The organism is Streptomyces sp. NPDC047061 (genome assembly GCF_040643955.1).
Taxonomy (GTDB): domain Bacteria; phylum Actinomycetota; class Actinomycetes; order Streptomycetales; family Streptomycetaceae; genus Streptomyces.
Map to the genome: position 1 here is coordinate 166,229 of NZ_JBEYVI010000015.1, position 16,961 is coordinate 183,189.

Below are 16,961 nucleotides of genomic sequence, written 5' to 3' on the forward strand. Positions count from 1 at the left end.
ATGCGGACAGGCCAGGTGGGCCCGCCGGAGGCCGGTTCCGGTCAGCGGTAGTCGTCCTCGTCGAGGGAGACCACGCGTGCCTGCTCGATGAGATCGGCCTCGTTCGCGCGGCCCGGGTCCACACCGGTGAGCGGGTCGTCGTGGGACGGTGTGACGTCCGTGTGCTGCTCTGCTGCGTCGCCCTCGGGGGCCTCGACACCGATCTCCGGGGCGTCCTCCGCCTCCAGATCGTCGAGTACGTCCGGGTCGGTGGGGTCATGGGCCATGGTGGGCTCCCTTCCTTCGGAGATCCCTGGCGGATGCAGGGGCCACAAACGGGTGCCCTGTGTACGAGCGTAGGAGACACCGGAAGCGGGCGCTATGCCATCGCCGTGCCAACCAGGGCCGTTCGCTCCCGGCGGCCGGTGACCCTTCACCTCACCCCGGCCGGTGCGTGGCTCGCGCGGCTCGCCCGGGCAATCCTGTGACGGCGAACACATGAATCACTGTGTGATCGTCTCGTAACATTGGCCCATGTCTTCGACCGAACTGCCCTTCGTGCCGCCCACCAGCGTGCTCCCCGAGGCTGCGGCAGTCAGAGTCGCGGAGGGCGAGCGGCTGCGGTCGGTGGGACTGCCCGGCGTCACCCTCTCGATCCGTTCGCGGCCGCCCGCGCGCGCGGGCCTGCCGCCCGCGCTGTACATCCACGGGCTCGGCGGCTCCTCGCAGAACTGGTCGGAGCTGATGGAGCGGCTCGAGGGCGTCGTCGACGGCGAGGCCGTCGACCTGCCGGGCTTCGGCGACTCCCCGCCGCCGGACGACGGCGACTACTCCGTGACCGGGCACGCGCGCGCGGTCATCCGCTATCTCGACGCGGCCGGCCGCGGCCCCGTCCACCTCTTCGGCAACTCCCTCGGCGGTGCGGTCGCCACCCGGGTCGCCGCCGTCCGCCCGGACCTCGTCCGCACCCTCACGCTCGTCTCGCCGGCCCTGCCCGAGCTCCGCGTGCAGCGCACGGCCGTGCCGACGGTCATCCTCGGCCTCCCCGGCATCGCCGGGCTCCTCACCCGCACCACCGGCAAGTGGACCGCCGAACAGCGGGTACGGGGTGTCCTGGGCCTCTGCTACGGCGATCCGGGCCGGGTGACGCCCGAGGCGTTCGAGCACGCGGTGGCGGAGCTGGAACGGCGGCTGCGACTGCCGTACTTCTGGGACGCGATGGCGCGTTCCGCGCGCGGGATCATCAACGCCTACACGCTGGGCGGCCAGCACGGGCTCTGGCGCCAGGCCGAGCGCGTCCTCGCCCCGACCCTGCTGATCTACGGCGGCCGCGACCAGCTCGTCGGCTACCGCATGGCCCAGAAGGCCGCGCGCAGCTTCCGCCACTCCCGGCTGCTGTCCATGCCGGACGCCGGGCATGTGGCGATGATGGAGTACCCGGAGGCGGTGGCCGGGGCGTTCCGTGAACTCCTCGCGTCCGCCGAGGAGTTGGCCGAAGAGTTGGCCGGTGGATCGGCTGCCGGGACCGCCGGTGGCCGCCCGGTCGCGCCGGGCGCGGGGAGCTGAGGGGCGAGTGGGACGCCACAGCCGCCGTGGCCCGGCACCCAAAGGCGATGACGCGGACATAGCGGGCGTGCGCGCGGCCCGGAAGCAAGGCCCGGGAGACGGTGGGCGCGGGCCTGCGGGCGCGAAAGTGCCACGTCCGTCCGACGGGACACCTGCGGGCGGATCACCCCGGTTCGCGGACGGGACGCCGGCCCAGGGCAGCCCGCGCATGCCCGATGGCACGCCCGTGCGGGGGGTGCCGCGGTTCGCCGACGGTACGCCGGCCCATGGCGTGCCCCGCTACTCGGACGGCACCCCGGCCCACGGCGTCCCCCGGTTCCCGGACGGGACCCCCGCGCACGGCGTCCCCCGGTTCCCGGACGGGACCCCCGCGCGCGGCGTCCCCCGGGTCCGTGGTGGTCATCCCCAGCAGCGTGAAGCGGGCGGTGGCTGGGGTGAGACGGGCGGGCAGGCCGGTGTCGCCGGGGCGGCCGGTGCCGCCGGTGTGTCGATACCGCGGCAGCGGCGCAGCGGGCCCGGTGGGCCCCGGCAGGACTATGTCGACGCCTTCGACGAGGACGCCGACGTCTTCACGCCCCGCCCCGGCATCGGCGCCCAGCGTGCGGAAACGTATCCGCCCTTCTCCGACCCGCAGGCGTCGCCGCTCCCGTCCGGGACGGACGACGGCGATGACGACGACGCGCCGCCCACCGGCGAACCGGCCGTCCAGCTCAAGGGCGGCAAGGGGCGGGCTTTCACCGGGATCGCGGCCGCCGCCGTCACCACCGTGCTCGCGGTGATCGTCGCCGGGCAGGTCGTCGACGGCCGCGACGGCGGCGCCGTACGGTCGGAGTCGGCCGCGGGCGGGACACGGGCCACCGACGGCGCCGCCTCGCGCGGGAACAGCCGTACGACGCCGTCCGCCTCCGCGTCCGTCTCCGCCTCGCCGGGCGTGGTGACACTGTCGTACGAGCAGGCGATGGGCGAGAAGTACCCGCTCAGCGCCAAGCTGGCCGGGTCCGGGAAGTTCACCACCGTGCCCGGGAGCGCGAAGGCGCCGGGCAAGGGGCGGAAGTACACCTACCGCGTCGACGTGGAGCAGGGGCTCGGGCTGGACGGGAAACTGTTCGCGGAGGCCGTGCAGAAGACGCTCAACGACGACCGCAGCTGGGCCCACGACGGTGCCCGTACCTTCGCGCGCGTCTCCTCCGGCAAGCCCGACTTCGTGATCACGCTCGCCAGCCCCGGGACCACCGCCAAGTGGTGCGCCAAGTCCGGCCTCGACACGACCGAGGACAACGTGTCCTGCGACTCGGCGTCCACGGAACGCGTCATGATCAACGCGTACCGGTGGGCCCAGGGCAGCAAGACGTACGGCGACAAGATCCACGCCTACCGGCAGATGCTGATCAACCACGAGGTCGGCCACCGGCTCGGCTACGGCCACGTGACCTGCGACAAGGACGGCGAGCTGGCGCCGGTCATGCAGCAGCAGACCAAGTTCCTCGACCACGACGGAATCCACTGTCTGGCCAATCCCTGGCCCTACCCCAAGAGTTGACAGGTGGCTCATACATCACATTGACATGCGCAGAAAGTTCGTACATATTTCTGGGCATGTCGTCCCTTCACGCCTCCGCGCGCGCCGCCATCGAGCTGGCGCTCATCGGCGTGACCGCGCTCTGCGTGGCCGACGTTCACTGTTGCTGACGCCCGCCTTCAGGCGTTCGCGTCGCGATTTTCCTCCGTCGCCGTGACCTGGGTCACGGCTCTTTCGACGACCTGGCGCCCGGGCAGACGTCTGTTCACTTTCGTCTCACTCTTCGTCAACCTGTCTCGCCATTCGAGACATGCCTTCCGAGAGGTCGTCATTCCGATGCGTCACCCGTCCGTAAACAGCGCCCGCGCGGCGTACGTTTCGCTGGCCCTGGTCGTGGCAGCGGGCGCCGCCGCCTGCGGGCCGAAGGACAACGATGCCAACGGCTCCAGTGGCGACTCCACGCCGCACAAGGGCGGCACGCTCACCGTCCTGAACTCCGACCCCCAGTCGGACTTCGACCCGGCCCGCCTGTACACCTCCGGCGGCGGCAACGTGCCCTCCCTGGTCTTCCGTACGCTCACCACCCGCAACCGCGCGGACGGCGCCGCCGGCACCAAGGTCGTCCCCGACCTGGCCACCGGCACCGGGCGCCCCAGCGAGAACGCGACCGTGTGGACGTACACCCTGAAGAAGGGCCTCAAGTACGAGGACGGCACCGCGATCACGTCCGCCGACATCAAGTACGGCATCGAGCGCTCCTTCGCCCCCGAGCTCTCCGGCGGCGCGCCCTACCTGCGGGACTGGCTGGTCGGCGCCGCCGACTACCAGGGGCCGTACAAGGACAAGAAGGGGCTGTCGGCGATCGAGACGCCGGACGACCGCACCATCGTCTTCCACCTGAACAAGCCCGAGGGCGAGTTCCCGTTTCTGGCCACGCAGACGCAGTTCACGCCGGTCCCGCAGGCCAAGGACACGGGTACGAAGTACGAGGAGCACCCGGTCTCGTCCGGCCCCTACAAGGTCGTGAAGAACGAGAACGACGGTGAGCACCTGGTCCTGGAGCGCAACACGTACTGGTCCGCCGCCGTCGACGACCAGCGCAAGGCGTACCCGGACAAGATCGACGTGCAGTCCGGGCTCGACTCGTCCGTGATCAACCAGCGGCTGTCGGCGTCCCAGGGGACGGACGCGGCCGCGGTCACCACGGACACCAACCTCGGGCCCGCCGAGCTCGCCAAGGTCACCGGCGACAAGGAACTCGCCTCCCGCGTCGGCACCGGGCACTTCGGCTACACGAACTACATAGCGTTCAACCCGAAGGTCAAGCCGTTCGACAACCCCAAGGTGCGTGAGGCGATCTCGTACGCCGTCGACCGGTCGTCCGTGGTCAACGCGGCGGGCGGCAGCGCCCTCGCCGAGGCCGCGACCACCTTCCTGCCGAACCAGAAGTCCTTCGGCTACACGCCGTACGACCTCTTCCCGGCGGGTGACACCGGCAACGCGGCCAAGGCCAAGGAGCTGCTGAAGGAGGCCGGTTACCCGAACGGGCTCACGGTCACGCTGACCCACGACAACGCGCAGAACTTCAAGACGAGCCCCGAGATCGCGACCGCGATCCAGGACGCCCTCAAGAAGGCCGGCATCACGGTCAAGCTCCAGGGTCTGGAGGACAACAACTACTCCGACACGGTCCACAGCGTGAAGACCGAGCCGGGCTTCTTCCTCGCCGCGTGGGGTGCCGACTGGCCCTCCGGCGGTCCCTTCCTCGCCCCGATCTTCGACGGCCGGCAGATCGTCAAGGACGGCGCGAACTTCAACGCCTCCCAGCTCAACGATGCTTCGGTCAACGCCGAGATTGACGCGATCAACAAGTTGACCGACCTTGACGCAGCCGCCAAGCGGTGGGGTGCACTGGACAAGAAGATCGGCGCGCAGGCCCTGACCGTGCCGCTGTTCCACCCGGTCTACAAGCGTCTCGTCGGCAAGGACATCAAGAACGTCGTGATCAGCGACTGGACCGGTGTCCTGGACATCTCCCAGGTCGCGGTGAAGTAGCGCCGTGAGCGAGGCACTTGTCGCCACCCAGGCCCCCGAGGCGTCCGCCTCGGGGGCTTCGGGGGCTCGTCTGTTCTGGCGGCGGCTGCGTGCGCAGCGGGCCGCCACGGTCGCGGCGGGGCTCGTCGCGCTGCTCGTCCTGGTCGCGCTCGCCGCACCCCTGCTCACCGCACTGGAGGGCCAGGACCCGTTCACGTACCACCCCTCCCTCATCGACTCCGCGCGCGGCGGCGTGCCGACCGGCTCCCTCGGGGGCATCTCCGGCCGCCACTGGCTGGGCGTGGAGCCGCAGACCGGGCGCGACCTGTTCGCGCGGCTGGTGTACGGGGCCCGGGTCTCGCTGGGCGTCGCGTTCTCGGCGACCGTGATCCAGGTCCTCCTCGGGCTGGTCGTCGGCGTGTCGGCCGCGCTCGGCGGTGGATGGATTGATCAACTGTTGAGCCGGATCACGGACATCATCGTCGCGCTGCCCCTGATGATCATGTCGCTGGCGCTGCTCGCGATCGTGCCGCAGAGCTTCCCCCGGCCCGTCCTGGTCACCCTCGTCATCGGGTTCATCGCCTGGGGCAACATCGCGAAGATCGTGCGCGCCCAGACACTCACCCTGAAGGGGCTCGACTACGTCGCCGCCGCGCGGCTCAGCGGCTGGGGTGCCTGGCCCATCGCCCGCCGCGAGCTGCTGCCCGGCCTGGCCGCGCCGGTCATCACGTACGCCTCGATCCTCATCCCGGTCAACATCAGCGTCGAGGCGGCCCTGTCCTTCCTCGGCGTCGGGGTGAAGCCGCCGACGCCCTCCTGGGGCCAGATGCTCACCGCCGCCGACGTCTGGTACCAGGCGGCCCCGCAGTACCTGCTCCTGCCGGCCGGCGCGCTGTTCGTGACCGTCCTCGCGCTGACCGTCCTCGGCGACGGCGTCCGCACCGCCCTGGACCCGCGGGCCGCCTCCCGGCTCGGCGTCGGCACCGGGCGCAGGCGCGAGGCCGGGACGTCGGCGGAGGCGCCGGCGAAGGCGTCAGCGAAGGAGGAATCCGCGTGAACGGCTTCGGCGGCTTCCTGCTCCGCCGCACCATCGGCACCCTGGCGACCCTGCTGGCCATCTCGGTGATCGTCTACGTCGTCTTCTACGTCACCTCGGGCAACGTCGCCCAGATCACCTGCGGCCCGCGCTGCTCCCCGGAGCAGGTGCACCAGGTGGCCCAGCAACTGCACCTCGACGACCCCCTGTACGTGCGCTACTGGCACTTCCTGCAGGGCCTGGTCGCCGGCCAGGACTACTCCACCGGAACCTCCGTGGAGCACTGTTCGGCGCCCTGCCTCGGCCTCTCCTACCAGACCGACCAGCAGGTCCTCAGCATCATCCTGACCAGGCTCCCGGTCAGCCTCTCGCTGGTGTTCGGCGCGATGGTGCTGTGGCTGCTCCTGGGCGTCGGCACGGGCGTGCTCTCCGTCTGGCGGCGCGGCCGGCTCACCGAGCGGGTGCTGACCGGCCTCACGCTGGCGGGCTGGGCCACGCCGGTTTTCGTCATCGGCCTGGTCCTGATGATCGTCGTCTGCGGCGAACTGCAACTGCTGCCCTTCCCGCAGTACGTGAAGTTCACCGACGACCCCGAACAGTGGGCGTGGAACCTGCTGCTGCCCTGGTTCTCCCTCGCCCTCATCGAGTCCGCCGCGTTCGCCCGGATGACCCGGGCGTCGATGCTGGAGACCCTGGCCGAGGACCACATCCGCACCTTCCGCGCGTACGGCGTGAGCGAGCGTTCGATCGTCGGGCGGCACGCCCTGCGCGGGGCGCTCGCGCCGGTCATCGCGCTGAACGCCAACAACTTCGGCTCGGCCGTCGGCGGCGCCGTGCTCACCGAGACGCTGTTCGGACTGCCCGGCCTCGGCCAGGAACTCGTCCACGCCGTCAGCGTGGTCGACCTGCCGGTCGTCGTCGGCATGGTCCTGGTCATCGGCTTCTTCGTGGTCCTCGCCAACGCCGTCGCCGACGTGCTGTACGCGGTGGCCGACCGACGGGTGGTACTGACGTGAGTCTCGTCCAAGTCACTGATCTGACCGTCGACTTCGGCGACCTGCGGGCCGTGGACGGGCTGTCGTTCACCCTGGAGCGCGGCGCCGCCCTCGCCCTGGTCGGCGAGTCCGGCTCCGGCAAGTCCACGGTCGCCTCGGCGCTGCTGGGTCTGCACCACGGCACCGGGGCTCGCCTAGGCGGCGCGATCGAGGTCGCCGGCACCGACGTCCAGGCCGCCTCCGACGGCGAGCTGCGGCGGCTGCGCGGCGCGAAGGCGGCGATGGTCTTCCAGGACCCGCTGTCGTCCCTCGACCCGTACTACGCGATCGGCGACCAGATCGCCGAGGTGTACCGCGTGCACACGCGCGCGTCACGGCGAGCCGCACGCGCGCGTGCCGTGGAGGTGCTCGACCGGGTCGGCATCCCGGATGCCGCGCGCCGCTCCCGGGCCCGCCCGCACGAGTTCAGCGGCGGCATGCGGCAGCGCGCGCTGATCGCCATGGCGCTCGCCTGTGAGCCCGAACTGCTCATCGCCGACGAGCCCACCACCGCCCTCGACGTGACCGTCCAGGCCCAGATCCTCGACCTGCTGCACACCCTGCGCGAGGAGACCGGCATGGGCCTGCTGCTCGTCACGCACGACGTGGGCGTCGCCGCCGAGAGCGTCGACCGGGTGCTCGTCATGCGGCACGGGCGCGTGGTCGAACAGGGCCCGGTCGCCGCCGTGCTCGGGGCGCCCGAGCAGCCGTACACCCGCGAACTGCTCTCCGCCGTCCCGCGCGTGGACGCGGTCCGCGTGCCCTCGCAGGCGTCCGAGGAGGTCGTCCTGGAGGCGTCCGGCCTGCGGCGCGAGTTCGGGCGCGGGAAACGGGCGTTCGCGGCCGTGGACGACGTGACGCTGACCGTGCACCGGGGGGAGACCCTCGGCGTCGTCGGCGAGAGCGGCAGCGGCAAGACCACCCTCGGCCGGATGCTGGTCGGGCTGCTGGAGCCGACGGCGGGTGAGGTCCGTTACGACGGACACGCGCGCGTGGGCGTGCACCCGGCCGTCCAGATGGTCTTCCAGGACCCGGTGTCCTCCCTCAACCCGCGGCGCAGCATCGGCGAGTCGATCGCCGACCCGCTGCGCGCGCGGGGGGAACGCGACGAGGGGCGCATCCGGGAGCGCGTGACGGAACTGCTGGAGCGCGTGGGGCTCGAAGGGGCGCACTACCAGCGCTATCCGCACGAGTTCAGCGGCGGCCAGCGCCAGCGCGTGGGCATCGCGCGGGCGCTCGCGGCCGACCCGCGCGTCATCGTCTGCGACGAGCCGGTCTCCGCGCTGGACGTCACCACCCAGGCCCAGGTCGTCGCCCTGCTCGGCGAACTCCAGCGGGAACTCGGGCTCGCGCTCGTCTTCGTCGCCCACGACCTCGCCGTCGTACGGCAGGTCAGCGACCGGGTCGCGGTCATGCGCCGCGGCCGGATCGTCGAGAGCGGGCCCGCCGACGAGGTCTACGACAACCCCCAGGACCCGTACACCAGGCAACTCCTGGCCGCCGTACCCGCCCTGGACCCGGAGGCCGCGGCCCGGCGGCGGGCGGCGCGCCGGGAACTGGCGTCGGCGTGACGTTTCCGCAGATCTGGGCGCAGACGTGGGCGCAGCTCTGGATGCAGCTCTGGGCGCGGATCCGGGCGTGACGTTCCGCCGCCGTTCGACTGCTTAGCGCGACCGAACGCGAACCGCACGGGAAAGTTACGACCGTTCACCCCTTTTGGTGGCGCGATGGACAACCGTCCATCGCGCCACCGCCTTGTCCGCATACGTTCGTCCCGCTGCGAGCCGCCGAGCCACGGTGGCTCCCCATACGGGAGATCGATCGGGGGTGCACACGTGCGCATCGGACTGGTTACGGAGGGTGGCTATCCGTATGTGAGCGGTGATGCCAGGCTCTGGTGCGACCGGCTCGTGCGCGGGCTCGGGCAGCACGAGTTCGACCTCTACGCGCTCAGCCGCACCCGGCAGCAGGAGGACGAGGGCTGGCTGCCGCTGCCGCCGCACGTCAGCCGGGTACGGACGGCTCCCCTGTGGACCGCCGAGGCGGACGGGGTCCCGTACGGACGGCGCGCACGCCGGCGCTTCGCCGAGAGCTACGGCGAACTCGCGGGGGCGCTGTGTGCCGGCCCGGGACCGAACGGCACGGAGGACTCGTACGGCTCGGCCGGCGCGGGGGGCTGGTACGGCGCTGGGGGCTCAGGAGGCGCAGAGGGATCGGGGGGCGCAGGTACCGCAGGCGGCTCCGGTGCCGTGCCCGGTTCTCTGGCGGACCGTTTCGTCAGCGCGCTCCACGGACTCGCCGAACTCGCCCGCGACGAGGGCGGACTGGTCGGCGCGCTCCGCTCCGACACCGCCGTACGCGCACTGGAGCGGGCCTGCCGCGCGCCCGGCGCACTCGCTGCGGCACGCGAGGCACGGGTGCCCGATCTGCTCGCCGTCGCCGCACACCTCGAACGCGCCCTGCGCCCCCTCTCCCTGGACTGGTACGGCGACGACGGCCTCGGCGCGGCCGATCTCTGCCATGCCACCGCCGGCGGCCCGGCGGCCCTGGCCGGTCTGCTCGCCGGACACTTCTCCGGGGTTCCGCTGCTGGTCACCGAGTACGGCGTGCGGCTGCGCTCGCACTACCTCGCCGCCGGCCCCGACGCGGCCACCCCCGCCGTACGCGCGCTGCTCGCCGCCTTCCACGGCCGGCTCGCCGCGGAGGTCTACCGCCGCGCCGCCGTCATCACCCCGGGCAACGCGCACACCCGCCGCTGGCAGGAGCGCTGCGGTGCCGACCGTGCCCGTATCCGGACCGTGCATCCCGGCATGGAGGCCGCCCGCTTCACCGAGGTGGGCGAGGCCCCGGACCGCGCCGACCCGGACACGCTCGTGTGGGTCGGACGTATCGAGCCGGCCAAGGACCTGGTGTCGTTGCTGCACGCCTTCGCCGAGGTCCGCAAGGAGGAGCCCAAGACGCGCCTGCGGGTCGTGGGCGCCCCGGCGGGACCCGAGGGCGAGGCCTATCTGGGGCACTGCAGGGCGCTCGCCGCACAGCTCTTCCCCGACGAGGCCGAAGGGGTGCACGCCGTCGGCGACAACCCGGTCTCCTTCGAGGAGATAGGCGGCCCGGAGACGCCGACCCTCGCCGACGCCTACGCGTCCGGCGCGGTCGTCGTTCTCTCCAGCGTCGTCGAGGGGTTCCCGGTGGGACTCGTCGAGGCGATGTTCTGCGGCCGGGCGACCGTCTCCACCGACGTCGGCGCCGTGGTGGAGGTCATCGGCGGCACCGGGCTCGTCGTACCCCCGCGCAATCCGCGGGCGCTCGCGGAGGCGTGCGTGGCGCTGTTGCGCGACCCCGAGCGCCGTGAGCGCCTCGGAGCCGCCGCCCGCGCCCGGGCGCTCGAACTGTTCACCGTCGAGCAGAACATCACAGCATTTCACGGCATTTACCTGGATATCGTCTCGCACTGCCCGGTGCGCCGGGTCGTCCTCGGCCCGGCGGGCGCGCCCCTGCCGTTCGCCGTCCCGGCCGAGGCCCACGTGCCCGGCCACTGGACCGGGCCCACGGCCCGCGTCGCGCATCGCGCCGGGCCCGGCTGGGACCTGGGCGCCGCGCCGCGGCCCACCCCGGTGCGCGACACCCCGGTCGAGGCCTCCGAGGGGGTGCTGTGAACGGCGACGAAGGCGGCGCGGTGAACGGCGGTCCGGGAGAGCTGGACCGGCCTGGTCGGCCCGGTGCGGCCGACGCCTGGGACGCACGCTCGGAGGAATGGCTCCTGGGAGCGGACGAGCCGGGCACGGGAGGCGCCTTCCCCGAAGGCGGGTCGCCGGTGCCCGACGGGGACTCCCCGGGGAGCCGGGCCGCCGCCGGCAGCCGCGGATCCAGCCCCCGCCGAGGCACCGCCGCCGACCCGGTGAAGACGCTGATGCACCGTCACCGCACGCTCTGCGAGCGGGCCGTGGACCCCCTGGAGATCGCGGCCGGCCTCGAGGCGCACGGCGTCACCGACCGCACCGCCGCCCGCTTCCGGCACCGTGACGTCTTCTCGCTCGCCGAAGAGCTCTACGCGCGCGTGCCCCACGACGGCGACCGGCGCCCGCCTCCCGAACCGCTGCCCGCGCCCCGCGTGCGCGCCGACCGGGCGCTGCTCACGCTCCTCCCGGGCGCCGTGTGCGCGGCGGCCGTGACCGGCGTACGGCTCACCGACGGCCGCCCGCGCCTCATCGCGGCAGCCGTCGGCGTGCTCGCCGTCGCCCTCGCCGTGCGCCCGGCCCTGCGGCGCGGCCCGCTGGCCGTCCCGGCCCGTGTCCCCGCCTGGCGCACCGTCACCGGCACGTGGGTGTGGACCTGCTGGCTCCTCGCCTACGCCCTCCTCGGCGACGGCCTGCTGCGGGCCGTCGTGGACGGCGGCCCCGACGGGCTCCCGACCGGCGCCGCCCACGGCCCCTGGCCGGTGACCACGGCCCCCGTCCTCGCCCTCACCCTGGCCTGCGCCCCGGCGGCCTGGAGCGCCCACCTCCTCACGGCGGGCGCCCGCCGCAGACTCGCGGGCAGCCGGGGCCTGGAGGAGTTCACCGGCGCCGTACAGCCCTTGCTGCTCGGCACGTTCGCCCTCTTCCTCGGTGCCCTCACCGCCCTGCTCGCGCTGTGCGGTGCCGCCCTCGGCGAACCCGCCGGCTACCCGGCGGCCCTCACCCTCGGGGCCCTCCTCCTGCTCGCCCGCCTCCTCACCGTCCACCACGTCCCGCAGGGACCCGCCCTCGCCGCCGCGGCCGCCACGGAAGCGGCGGCCGCGGCCCTCGTCCTGGTCGGCCGGCTGCCCGGCTGTGCCTTCCTGGCCGCCCCCGTCGACGCCCTGGTCGACGCCTGGGGCGCGAGCAGCGTCCCGGCCCTCGTCTGCGGCGCCGCCGCCCTGGCGCTGCTGTCGCGGGCGACCCGCACCCTGACCCGGGCCTCGGCCCACGCGCCGACGGGAGACCCGCAGTGAGCAGAGCCGCCGATGTCCTCGCACGCCTCGCCGAGCCGTCCCGGCGGCAGGCGCCCGGCACCCCGCCGGAGGCAACCGCACCACCCCTTGAAGGAGACCACCAGATGACCACCTCCCGACCCGGACCCGGAGCGTCCGGAACCACCGGAAGCACCGGAACCACCGGAGTCGCCGGAGCACACACCCCGGGAGCCGCGCGATGAGGGTTCTGCTGATCGGAGCCAACGGATACCTCGGCCGCTTCGTCGCCGACCGGCTGCTCGCCGACCCGGCCGTCCAGCTCACCGCGCTCGGCCGCGGCGACGACGCCGACGTCCGCTTCGACCTCGCCACCGGCAGCCCCGGCGCGCTCACCCGGTTCCTCGACGCGGTCCACCCCGGCGTCATCGTGAACTGCGCGGGTGCCACCCGCGGCGGCGCCCGGGAGCTCACCCGGCACAACACCGTCGCCGTCGCCACCGTCTGCGAGGCCCTGCGGCGCAGCGGCTGCGGCGCCCGTCTGGTCCAGGTCGGGTGCAGCTCCGAGTACGGCCCGAGCCAGCCCGGCTCCTCCACCGCCGAGGACGCCGTGCCGCGCCCCGGCGGCCCGTACGGCGTCAGCAAGCTCGCCGCCACCGAACTCGTCCTCGGCTCCGGCCTGGACGCCGTCGTCCTGCGTGTCTTCTCGCCCGCCGGGCCGGGCACCCCGGCCGGCTCACCGCTCGGCCGCCTCGCCGAAGCCATGCGCCGGGCCATGCAGTCGGGAGACGGCGAACTCAAACTCGGCGGCCTCGGCGCCCAGCGCGACTTCATCGACGTACGCGACGTGGCCCGCGCCGTCCACGCGGCCTCGCTCTCCGCCGCCCAGGGCGTCATCAACATCGGCTCCGGCCGCGCCGTCCGGCTCCGCGACGCCGCCGCCGTCCTCGCCCGGGTCGCCGGATACGGCGGCGCCCTGCACGAACTCGACGGGCCGCCCGGCCCCCCGCTGCGCAGCCCCATCGGCCATCCCCGCCTGGACCCCGACCACGCGGCCCCGGTCGCGTACCCGTACCCGGACGGTTGCGGCAGCTGGCAGCAGGCCGACGTGCGCTGCGCCCGCGACCGGCTCGGCTGGCGGCCCCGCATCAACCTCGAAGAGTCCCTCGCGGACATCTGGATGGAGGCGGCATGCCGCATCTGACCAGCACCCGGGCGGGCGCCGCGACCACCGGCGTCCGCACCGCCGTCGGCATCCCCGGCTACGCCCACCCGCTCCTCGCCCCCGCCCAGTGGGCCGAACTCACCCGCCCCGGCACCCCCTTGCACTGGGTCGTCCTCGACGTGGCGAACGGCCCCGGCAGCCGCCCCGACCCGCACTGCCTGGAGGCGGCCGGCCGGCTCCGCAACGCGGGCGTCCGCGTCCTCGGGCACCTGGACACCGCCTACGGCGCCCGCACCCACGGCGACCTGCTCACCGACGCCCGCCACTTCCACGACTGGTACCGCGTCGACGGCGTCCTGCTGGACCGCTGCCCCACCGAGCGCACCGCGCTCCCCGAGATCCGCCGCGCGGTCGCCGCGCTCCGCACCATAGGTGACGACCCCCACATCGTCCTCGGCCACGGCACCCACCCCCACCCGGGCTACGCCGAGAACGCCGACCAGCTGGTGACCTTCGCCGGGCCCTGGAGCGACTACCGCTGGTCCCAGGTCGCCGAGTGGACCGCCGACTACCCGCCCGACCGGTTCTGCCACTTCGTGCACGGCGTGCCCCTCGGCCACCTCGACGAGGCGCTGCGCATCGCCCGCTGGCAGGGCGCCGCCACGATCTACTTCACCGACCGGACCGATCGCTGGGGCCGGGCGGATCCCTGGGAGACCATGCCCGGCTACTGGGACGAATTCGTCTCGCGGATCGGAACAGGTGTCTCGGAATGAAGAAGCCCGTGGCAGTGTTACAGGGAGAACAATTGTAGTGATTGACCGATCAACGGAGTCCCCGTGTCGCTGCCACCCCTGGTCGAGCCAGCTGCTGAGCTCACCGTAGACGAGGTCCGCAGGTACTCCCGCCACCTGATCATCCCCGACGTCGGGATGGACGGGCAGAAGCGGCTGAAGAACGCCAAGGTGCTGTGTGTGGGCGCCGGCGGCCTGGGCTCGCCGGCGCTGATGTACCTGGCCGCCGCGGGCGTCGGCACCCTTGGCATCGTGGAGTTCGACGAGGTCGACGAGTCGAACCTGCAGCGCCAGATCATCCACAGCCAGGCCGACATCGGCCGCTCCAAGGCCGAGTCCGCCCGTGACTCCGTCCTCGGCATCAACCCCTACGTGAACGTGGTCCTTCACGAAGAGCGGCTCGAGGCCGAGAACGTGATGGACATCTTCAGCCAGTACGACCTGATCGTCGACGGCACCGACAACTTCGCCACCCGCTACCTGGTGAACGACGCCTGCGTGCTGCTCAACAAGCCGTACGTCTGGGGCTCCATCTACCGCTTCGACGGCCAGGCCTCGGTCTTCTGGTCCGAGTACGGCCCCTGCTACCGCTGCCTCTACCCGGAGCCCCCGCCGCCGGGCATGGTCCCCTCCTGCGCCGAGGGCGGCGTCCTGGGCGTGCTGTGCGCGTCCATCGGCTCCATCCAGGTCACCGAGGCCATCAAGGTCCTCACGGGCACCGGCGAGTCCCTCGTCGGCCGCCTGATGATCTACGACGCCCTGGAGATGCAGTACCGCCAGGTCAAGGTCCGCAAGGACCCGAACTGCGCGGTCTGCGGCGAGAACCCGACCGTCACCGAGCTCATCGACTACGAGGCCTTCTGCGGCGTCGTCTCCGAGGAGGCCCAGCAGGCGGCCGCCGGCTCGACGATCACTCCCAAGCAGCTCAAGGAGTGGATCGACGACGGCGAGAACATCGAGATCATCGACGTCCGCGAGCCGAACGAGTACGAGATCGTCTCCATCCCGGGCGCCAAGCTGATCCCGAAGAACGAGTTCCTGCTCGGCACCGCCCTGGAGGGCCTGCCCCAGGACAAGAGGATCGTCCTGCACTGCAAGACGGGTGTCCGCAGCGCGGAGGTCCTCGCGGTCCTGAAGTCCGCGGGCTTCGCCGACGCGGTCCACGTCGGCGGCGGCGTGATCGGCTGGGTCAACCAGATCGAGCCGTCCAAGCCGGTCTACTGAGCACAGGCTCCGCGAAGGGCGGGGGCTCCGGGCGGCACCACAGGCGCCCGGAGCCCCCGCCTTCGTCATGAGCAGACCTTGCCGTCCTCCGGGACCGTGCCGTTCAGCAGATAGGCGTTCACCGTCGAGTCCACGCAGTCGCTGCCGCTGCCGTACGCACCGTGGCCCTCGCCCTTCCAGGTCAGCTCGACGCCGACACCCTTGCCCAGCTCGTCGGCCATCTTCCGGGCACCCTCGTACGGGGTCGCCGGGTCGCCGGTGTTGCCGACCAGCAGCACCGGTGCCGCGCCCGGTGCGCTCACGTCCGGAGTGTCCCACTGCCCGGCCACCGGCCAGTCGTGGCACCAGCCGGCCGAGTCCCAGCCGAGGAAGTCCCCGAAGACGGGCGAGATCTTCTCGAACTCCGCCAGCCGCTTCTTCGTCTCGGCGAGCGTCGGCCGCTCCTTGTCGTCCAGGCACGATATGACCCGCTGGGAGTGGGTGGTCGTGCCGTAGTGCCCCGAGGAGTCCCGCTCGTTGTACTGGTCCGCGAGCGACAGCAGTTCCGAGCCGTCGCCCTCCTCGGCCGCCTTCAGCGCGCTGGTCAGCGTCGGCCAGCTGTCCTGGCTGTACAGCGGCAGCACGATGCCGGTGACCGCGAGGGACTGGGTCAGCTTCCGCCCGGACGACGCGGGCAGCGGCGTGGCGTCGAGGCTCTTCAGCAGGTCGGCGATCTTCTGCGAGCCCTGTTCCGGGTCCTGGCCGGTGGACTTGAGGTAGTCGTCCAGGGCCCGCTGGAAGCCGGCGGCCTGGTTCTTCTCCTGGCCGACCGAGTCGGCCGTCGGGTCCACCACGGCGTCCAGGATCAGCCGCCCCACGTTCTCCGGGAACAGGTGGGCGTACACACCGCCCAGTTCGGTGCCGTACGAGATGCCGAAGTAGTGCATCTTCGCGTCACCGAGCACCTGGCGCATCAGGTCCATGTCGCGGGCCGTGTCGGTCGTCGAGACATGCGCGATCAGCGTGCCGGCGGCCTTCTCGCAGCCCTTGCCGAAGGCGGCGGCGTCCTGGAAGTACGCCGTCTCCTCCGCCGCGGTGTCCGGTGTCGCGTCGATCGACTCGGCGCTCTGGATGTCCTTGTCGCTACGGCACCGGATCCCCTCACTGGCCCCCACCCCGCGCGGGTCCCAGCTCACCAGGTCGTACCGCTCGCGCAGCGCGGAGACGGTGGAGGCGTAGTACGGCATCGTCGAGACGCCGGAGCCGCCCGGCCCGCCGAAGTTGAACAGCAGCGAGCCGATCCGCTTCCCCGAACCCCCGCTCGCCTGCTCCCGGATGAGTGCCAGCCCGATCGTCTCCCCGTCCGGCTTCGACCAGTCCAGCGGCACCTTGAGCGTCGCGCACCGCCACTCGTCCCCGGGCGCGGCGGAGTCCGAAGTGGCCTTGCAGCGGCTCCAGTCGAGCTTCTGGGCGGTGAGGGACGCGGGCAGGGCCGCCGAGCCGGTCGCGGTGGACGTGGCGGCGGACGGCTGCCCGGCCGAGGCCTTCCCCTCGTCCCCGCCGCCCCCCGACGACCCGCTGCTGCACCCGGCCACGAGCAGCCCAGCGGCCACGGCAGCCGCCCACCGTACATATCGCACCATGCGTGCACACCCCCCACACAGGCCCTCCGCGCATTCGTCGCGGGAGAGCGGTCAGGCC

General features: G+C 72.7%; 14 protein-coding genes. 12 read left to right on the forward strand and 2 right to left on the reverse strand.

Annotated features, from left to right (window positions below; genetic code table 11):
- Nucleotides 1-41: 41 nt before the first annotated feature.
- On the reverse strand, nucleotides 42-266 hold the full coding sequence (locus tag ABZ887_RS22855) for a hypothetical protein (protein WP_361292233.1): 225 nt from the start codon (nucleotides 264-266) through the stop codon (nucleotides 42-44).
- A gap of 247 nt (nucleotides 267-513) precedes the next feature.
- Between ABZ887_RS22855 and ABZ887_RS22860 the strand changes: the two genes are divergently transcribed.
- The 12 genes from ABZ887_RS22860 to moeZ all read left to right on the forward strand — a co-directional run bounded on the left by ABZ887_RS22860 (nucleotide 514) and on the right by moeZ (nucleotide 15,281).
- Complete coding sequence (locus ABZ887_RS22860) at nucleotides 514-1,545, forward strand: alpha/beta hydrolase (RefSeq protein ID WP_361292235.1); 1,032 nt, start codon at nucleotides 514-516, stop codon at nucleotides 1,543-1,545.
- Between the two features lie 7 nt (nucleotides 1,546-1,552).
- The gene (locus ABZ887_RS22865) at nucleotides 1,553-3,085 is read left to right on the forward strand and encodes a DUF3152 domain-containing protein (RefSeq protein WP_361292237.1); all 1,533 of its coding nucleotides are present in this window, start codon (nucleotides 1,553-1,555) and stop codon (nucleotides 3,083-3,085) included.
- 56 nt (nucleotides 3,086-3,141) lie between these two features.
- Complete coding sequence (locus ABZ887_RS22870) at nucleotides 3,142-3,234, forward strand: Ms4533A family Cys-rich leader peptide (RefSeq protein ID WP_361292239.1); 93 nt, start codon at nucleotides 3,142-3,144, stop codon at nucleotides 3,232-3,234.
- A gap of 166 nt (nucleotides 3,235-3,400) precedes the next feature.
- Nucleotides 3,401-5,119, forward strand: coding sequence for an ABC transporter substrate-binding protein (locus ABZ887_RS22875; protein WP_361292241.1), 1,719 nt, complete (start codon nucleotides 3,401-3,403; stop codon nucleotides 5,117-5,119).
- Between the two features lie 4 nt (nucleotides 5,120-5,123).
- Nucleotides 5,124-6,155 (forward strand): ABC transporter permease, encoded by a 1,032-nt coding sequence (locus ABZ887_RS22880; protein ID WP_361292243.1) that lies wholly within the window; start codon nucleotides 5,124-5,126, stop codon nucleotides 6,153-6,155.
- Nucleotides 6,152-7,150, forward strand: a complete 999-nt coding sequence (locus tag ABZ887_RS22885; RefSeq protein WP_361292245.1) for an ABC transporter permease — start codon at nucleotides 6,152-6,154, stop codon at nucleotides 7,148-7,150. The genes ABZ887_RS22880 and ABZ887_RS22885 overlap by 4 nt, the downstream gene beginning before the upstream one ends.
- Nucleotides 7,147-8,739 carry an ABC transporter ATP-binding protein gene (locus ABZ887_RS22890; protein ID WP_361292247.1) on the forward strand — a complete coding sequence of 531 codons (1,593 nt, stop codon included), beginning with the start codon at nucleotides 7,147-7,149 and terminating at the stop codon, nucleotides 8,737-8,739. The genes ABZ887_RS22885 and ABZ887_RS22890 overlap by 4 nt, the downstream gene beginning before the upstream one ends.
- A gap of 264 nt (nucleotides 8,740-9,003) precedes the next feature.
- On the forward strand, nucleotides 9,004-10,824 hold the full coding sequence (locus tag ABZ887_RS22895; protein WP_361292249.1) for a DUF3492 domain-containing protein: 1,821 nt from the start codon (nucleotides 9,004-9,006) through the stop codon (nucleotides 10,822-10,824).
- Nucleotides 10,821-12,140 (forward strand): hypothetical protein, encoded by a 1,320-nt coding sequence (locus ABZ887_RS22900; RefSeq protein WP_361292251.1) that lies wholly within the window; start codon nucleotides 10,821-10,823, stop codon nucleotides 12,138-12,140. Before ABZ887_RS22895 ends, ABZ887_RS22900 begins: the two co-directional genes overlap by 4 nt.
- Nucleotides 12,141-12,339: 199 nt before the next feature.
- On the forward strand, nucleotides 12,340-13,302 hold the full coding sequence (locus tag ABZ887_RS22905) for an NAD-dependent epimerase/dehydratase family protein (RefSeq protein ID WP_361292253.1): 963 nt from the start codon (nucleotides 12,340-12,342) through the stop codon (nucleotides 13,300-13,302).
- Nucleotides 13,290-14,039 carry a spherulation-specific family 4 protein gene (locus ABZ887_RS22910; protein ID WP_361292255.1) on the forward strand — a complete coding sequence of 250 codons (750 nt, stop codon included), beginning with the start codon at nucleotides 13,290-13,292 and terminating at the stop codon, nucleotides 14,037-14,039. Before ABZ887_RS22905 ends, ABZ887_RS22910 begins: the two co-directional genes overlap by 13 nt.
- Before the next feature lie 63 nt (nucleotides 14,040-14,102).
- Nucleotides 14,103-15,281, forward strand: coding sequence for an adenylyltransferase/sulfurtransferase MoeZ (moeZ, locus tag ABZ887_RS22915; RefSeq protein ID WP_361292257.1), 1,179 nt, complete (start codon nucleotides 14,103-14,105; stop codon nucleotides 15,279-15,281).
- A 65-nt stretch (nucleotides 15,282-15,346) separates the two neighbouring features.
- On the opposite strand, the gene ABZ887_RS22920 is transcribed toward moeZ, so the two are convergent.
- On the reverse strand, nucleotides 15,347-16,903 hold the full coding sequence (locus ABZ887_RS22920) for an alpha/beta hydrolase (RefSeq protein ID WP_361292259.1): 1,557 nt from the start codon (nucleotides 16,901-16,903) through the stop codon (nucleotides 15,347-15,349).
- Between the last annotated feature and the right edge of the window lie 58 nt (nucleotides 16,904-16,961).

Bases quoted from the DNA above. Each gene is read 5' to 3' on its own strand.
- ABZ887_RS22855 (WP_361292233.1), bottom strand. From the start codon at position 266: ATGGCCCATGACCCCACCGACCCGGACGTACTCGACGATCTGGAGGCG.
- ABZ887_RS22920 (WP_361292259.1), bottom strand. From the start codon at position 16,903: ATGGTGCGATATGTACGGTGGGCGGCTGCCGTGGCCGCTGGGCTGCTC.
- ABZ887_RS22910 (WP_361292255.1), top strand. From the start codon at position 13,290: ATGCCGCATCTGACCAGCACCCGGGCGGGCGCCGCGACCACCGGCGTC.
- ABZ887_RS22905 (WP_361292253.1), top strand. From the start codon at position 12,340: ATGAGGGTTCTGCTGATCGGAGCCAACGGATACCTCGGCCGCTTCGTC.
- ABZ887_RS22875 (WP_361292241.1), top strand. From the start codon at position 3,401: ATGCGTCACCCGTCCGTAAACAGCGCCCGCGCGGCGTACGTTTCGCTG.
- ABZ887_RS22870 (WP_361292239.1), top strand. From the start codon at position 3,142: ATGTCGTCCCTTCACGCCTCCGCGCGCGCCGCCATCGAGCTGGCGCTC.
- ABZ887_RS22860 (WP_361292235.1), top strand. From the start codon at position 514: ATGTCTTCGACCGAACTGCCCTTCGTGCCGCCCACCAGCGTGCTCCCC.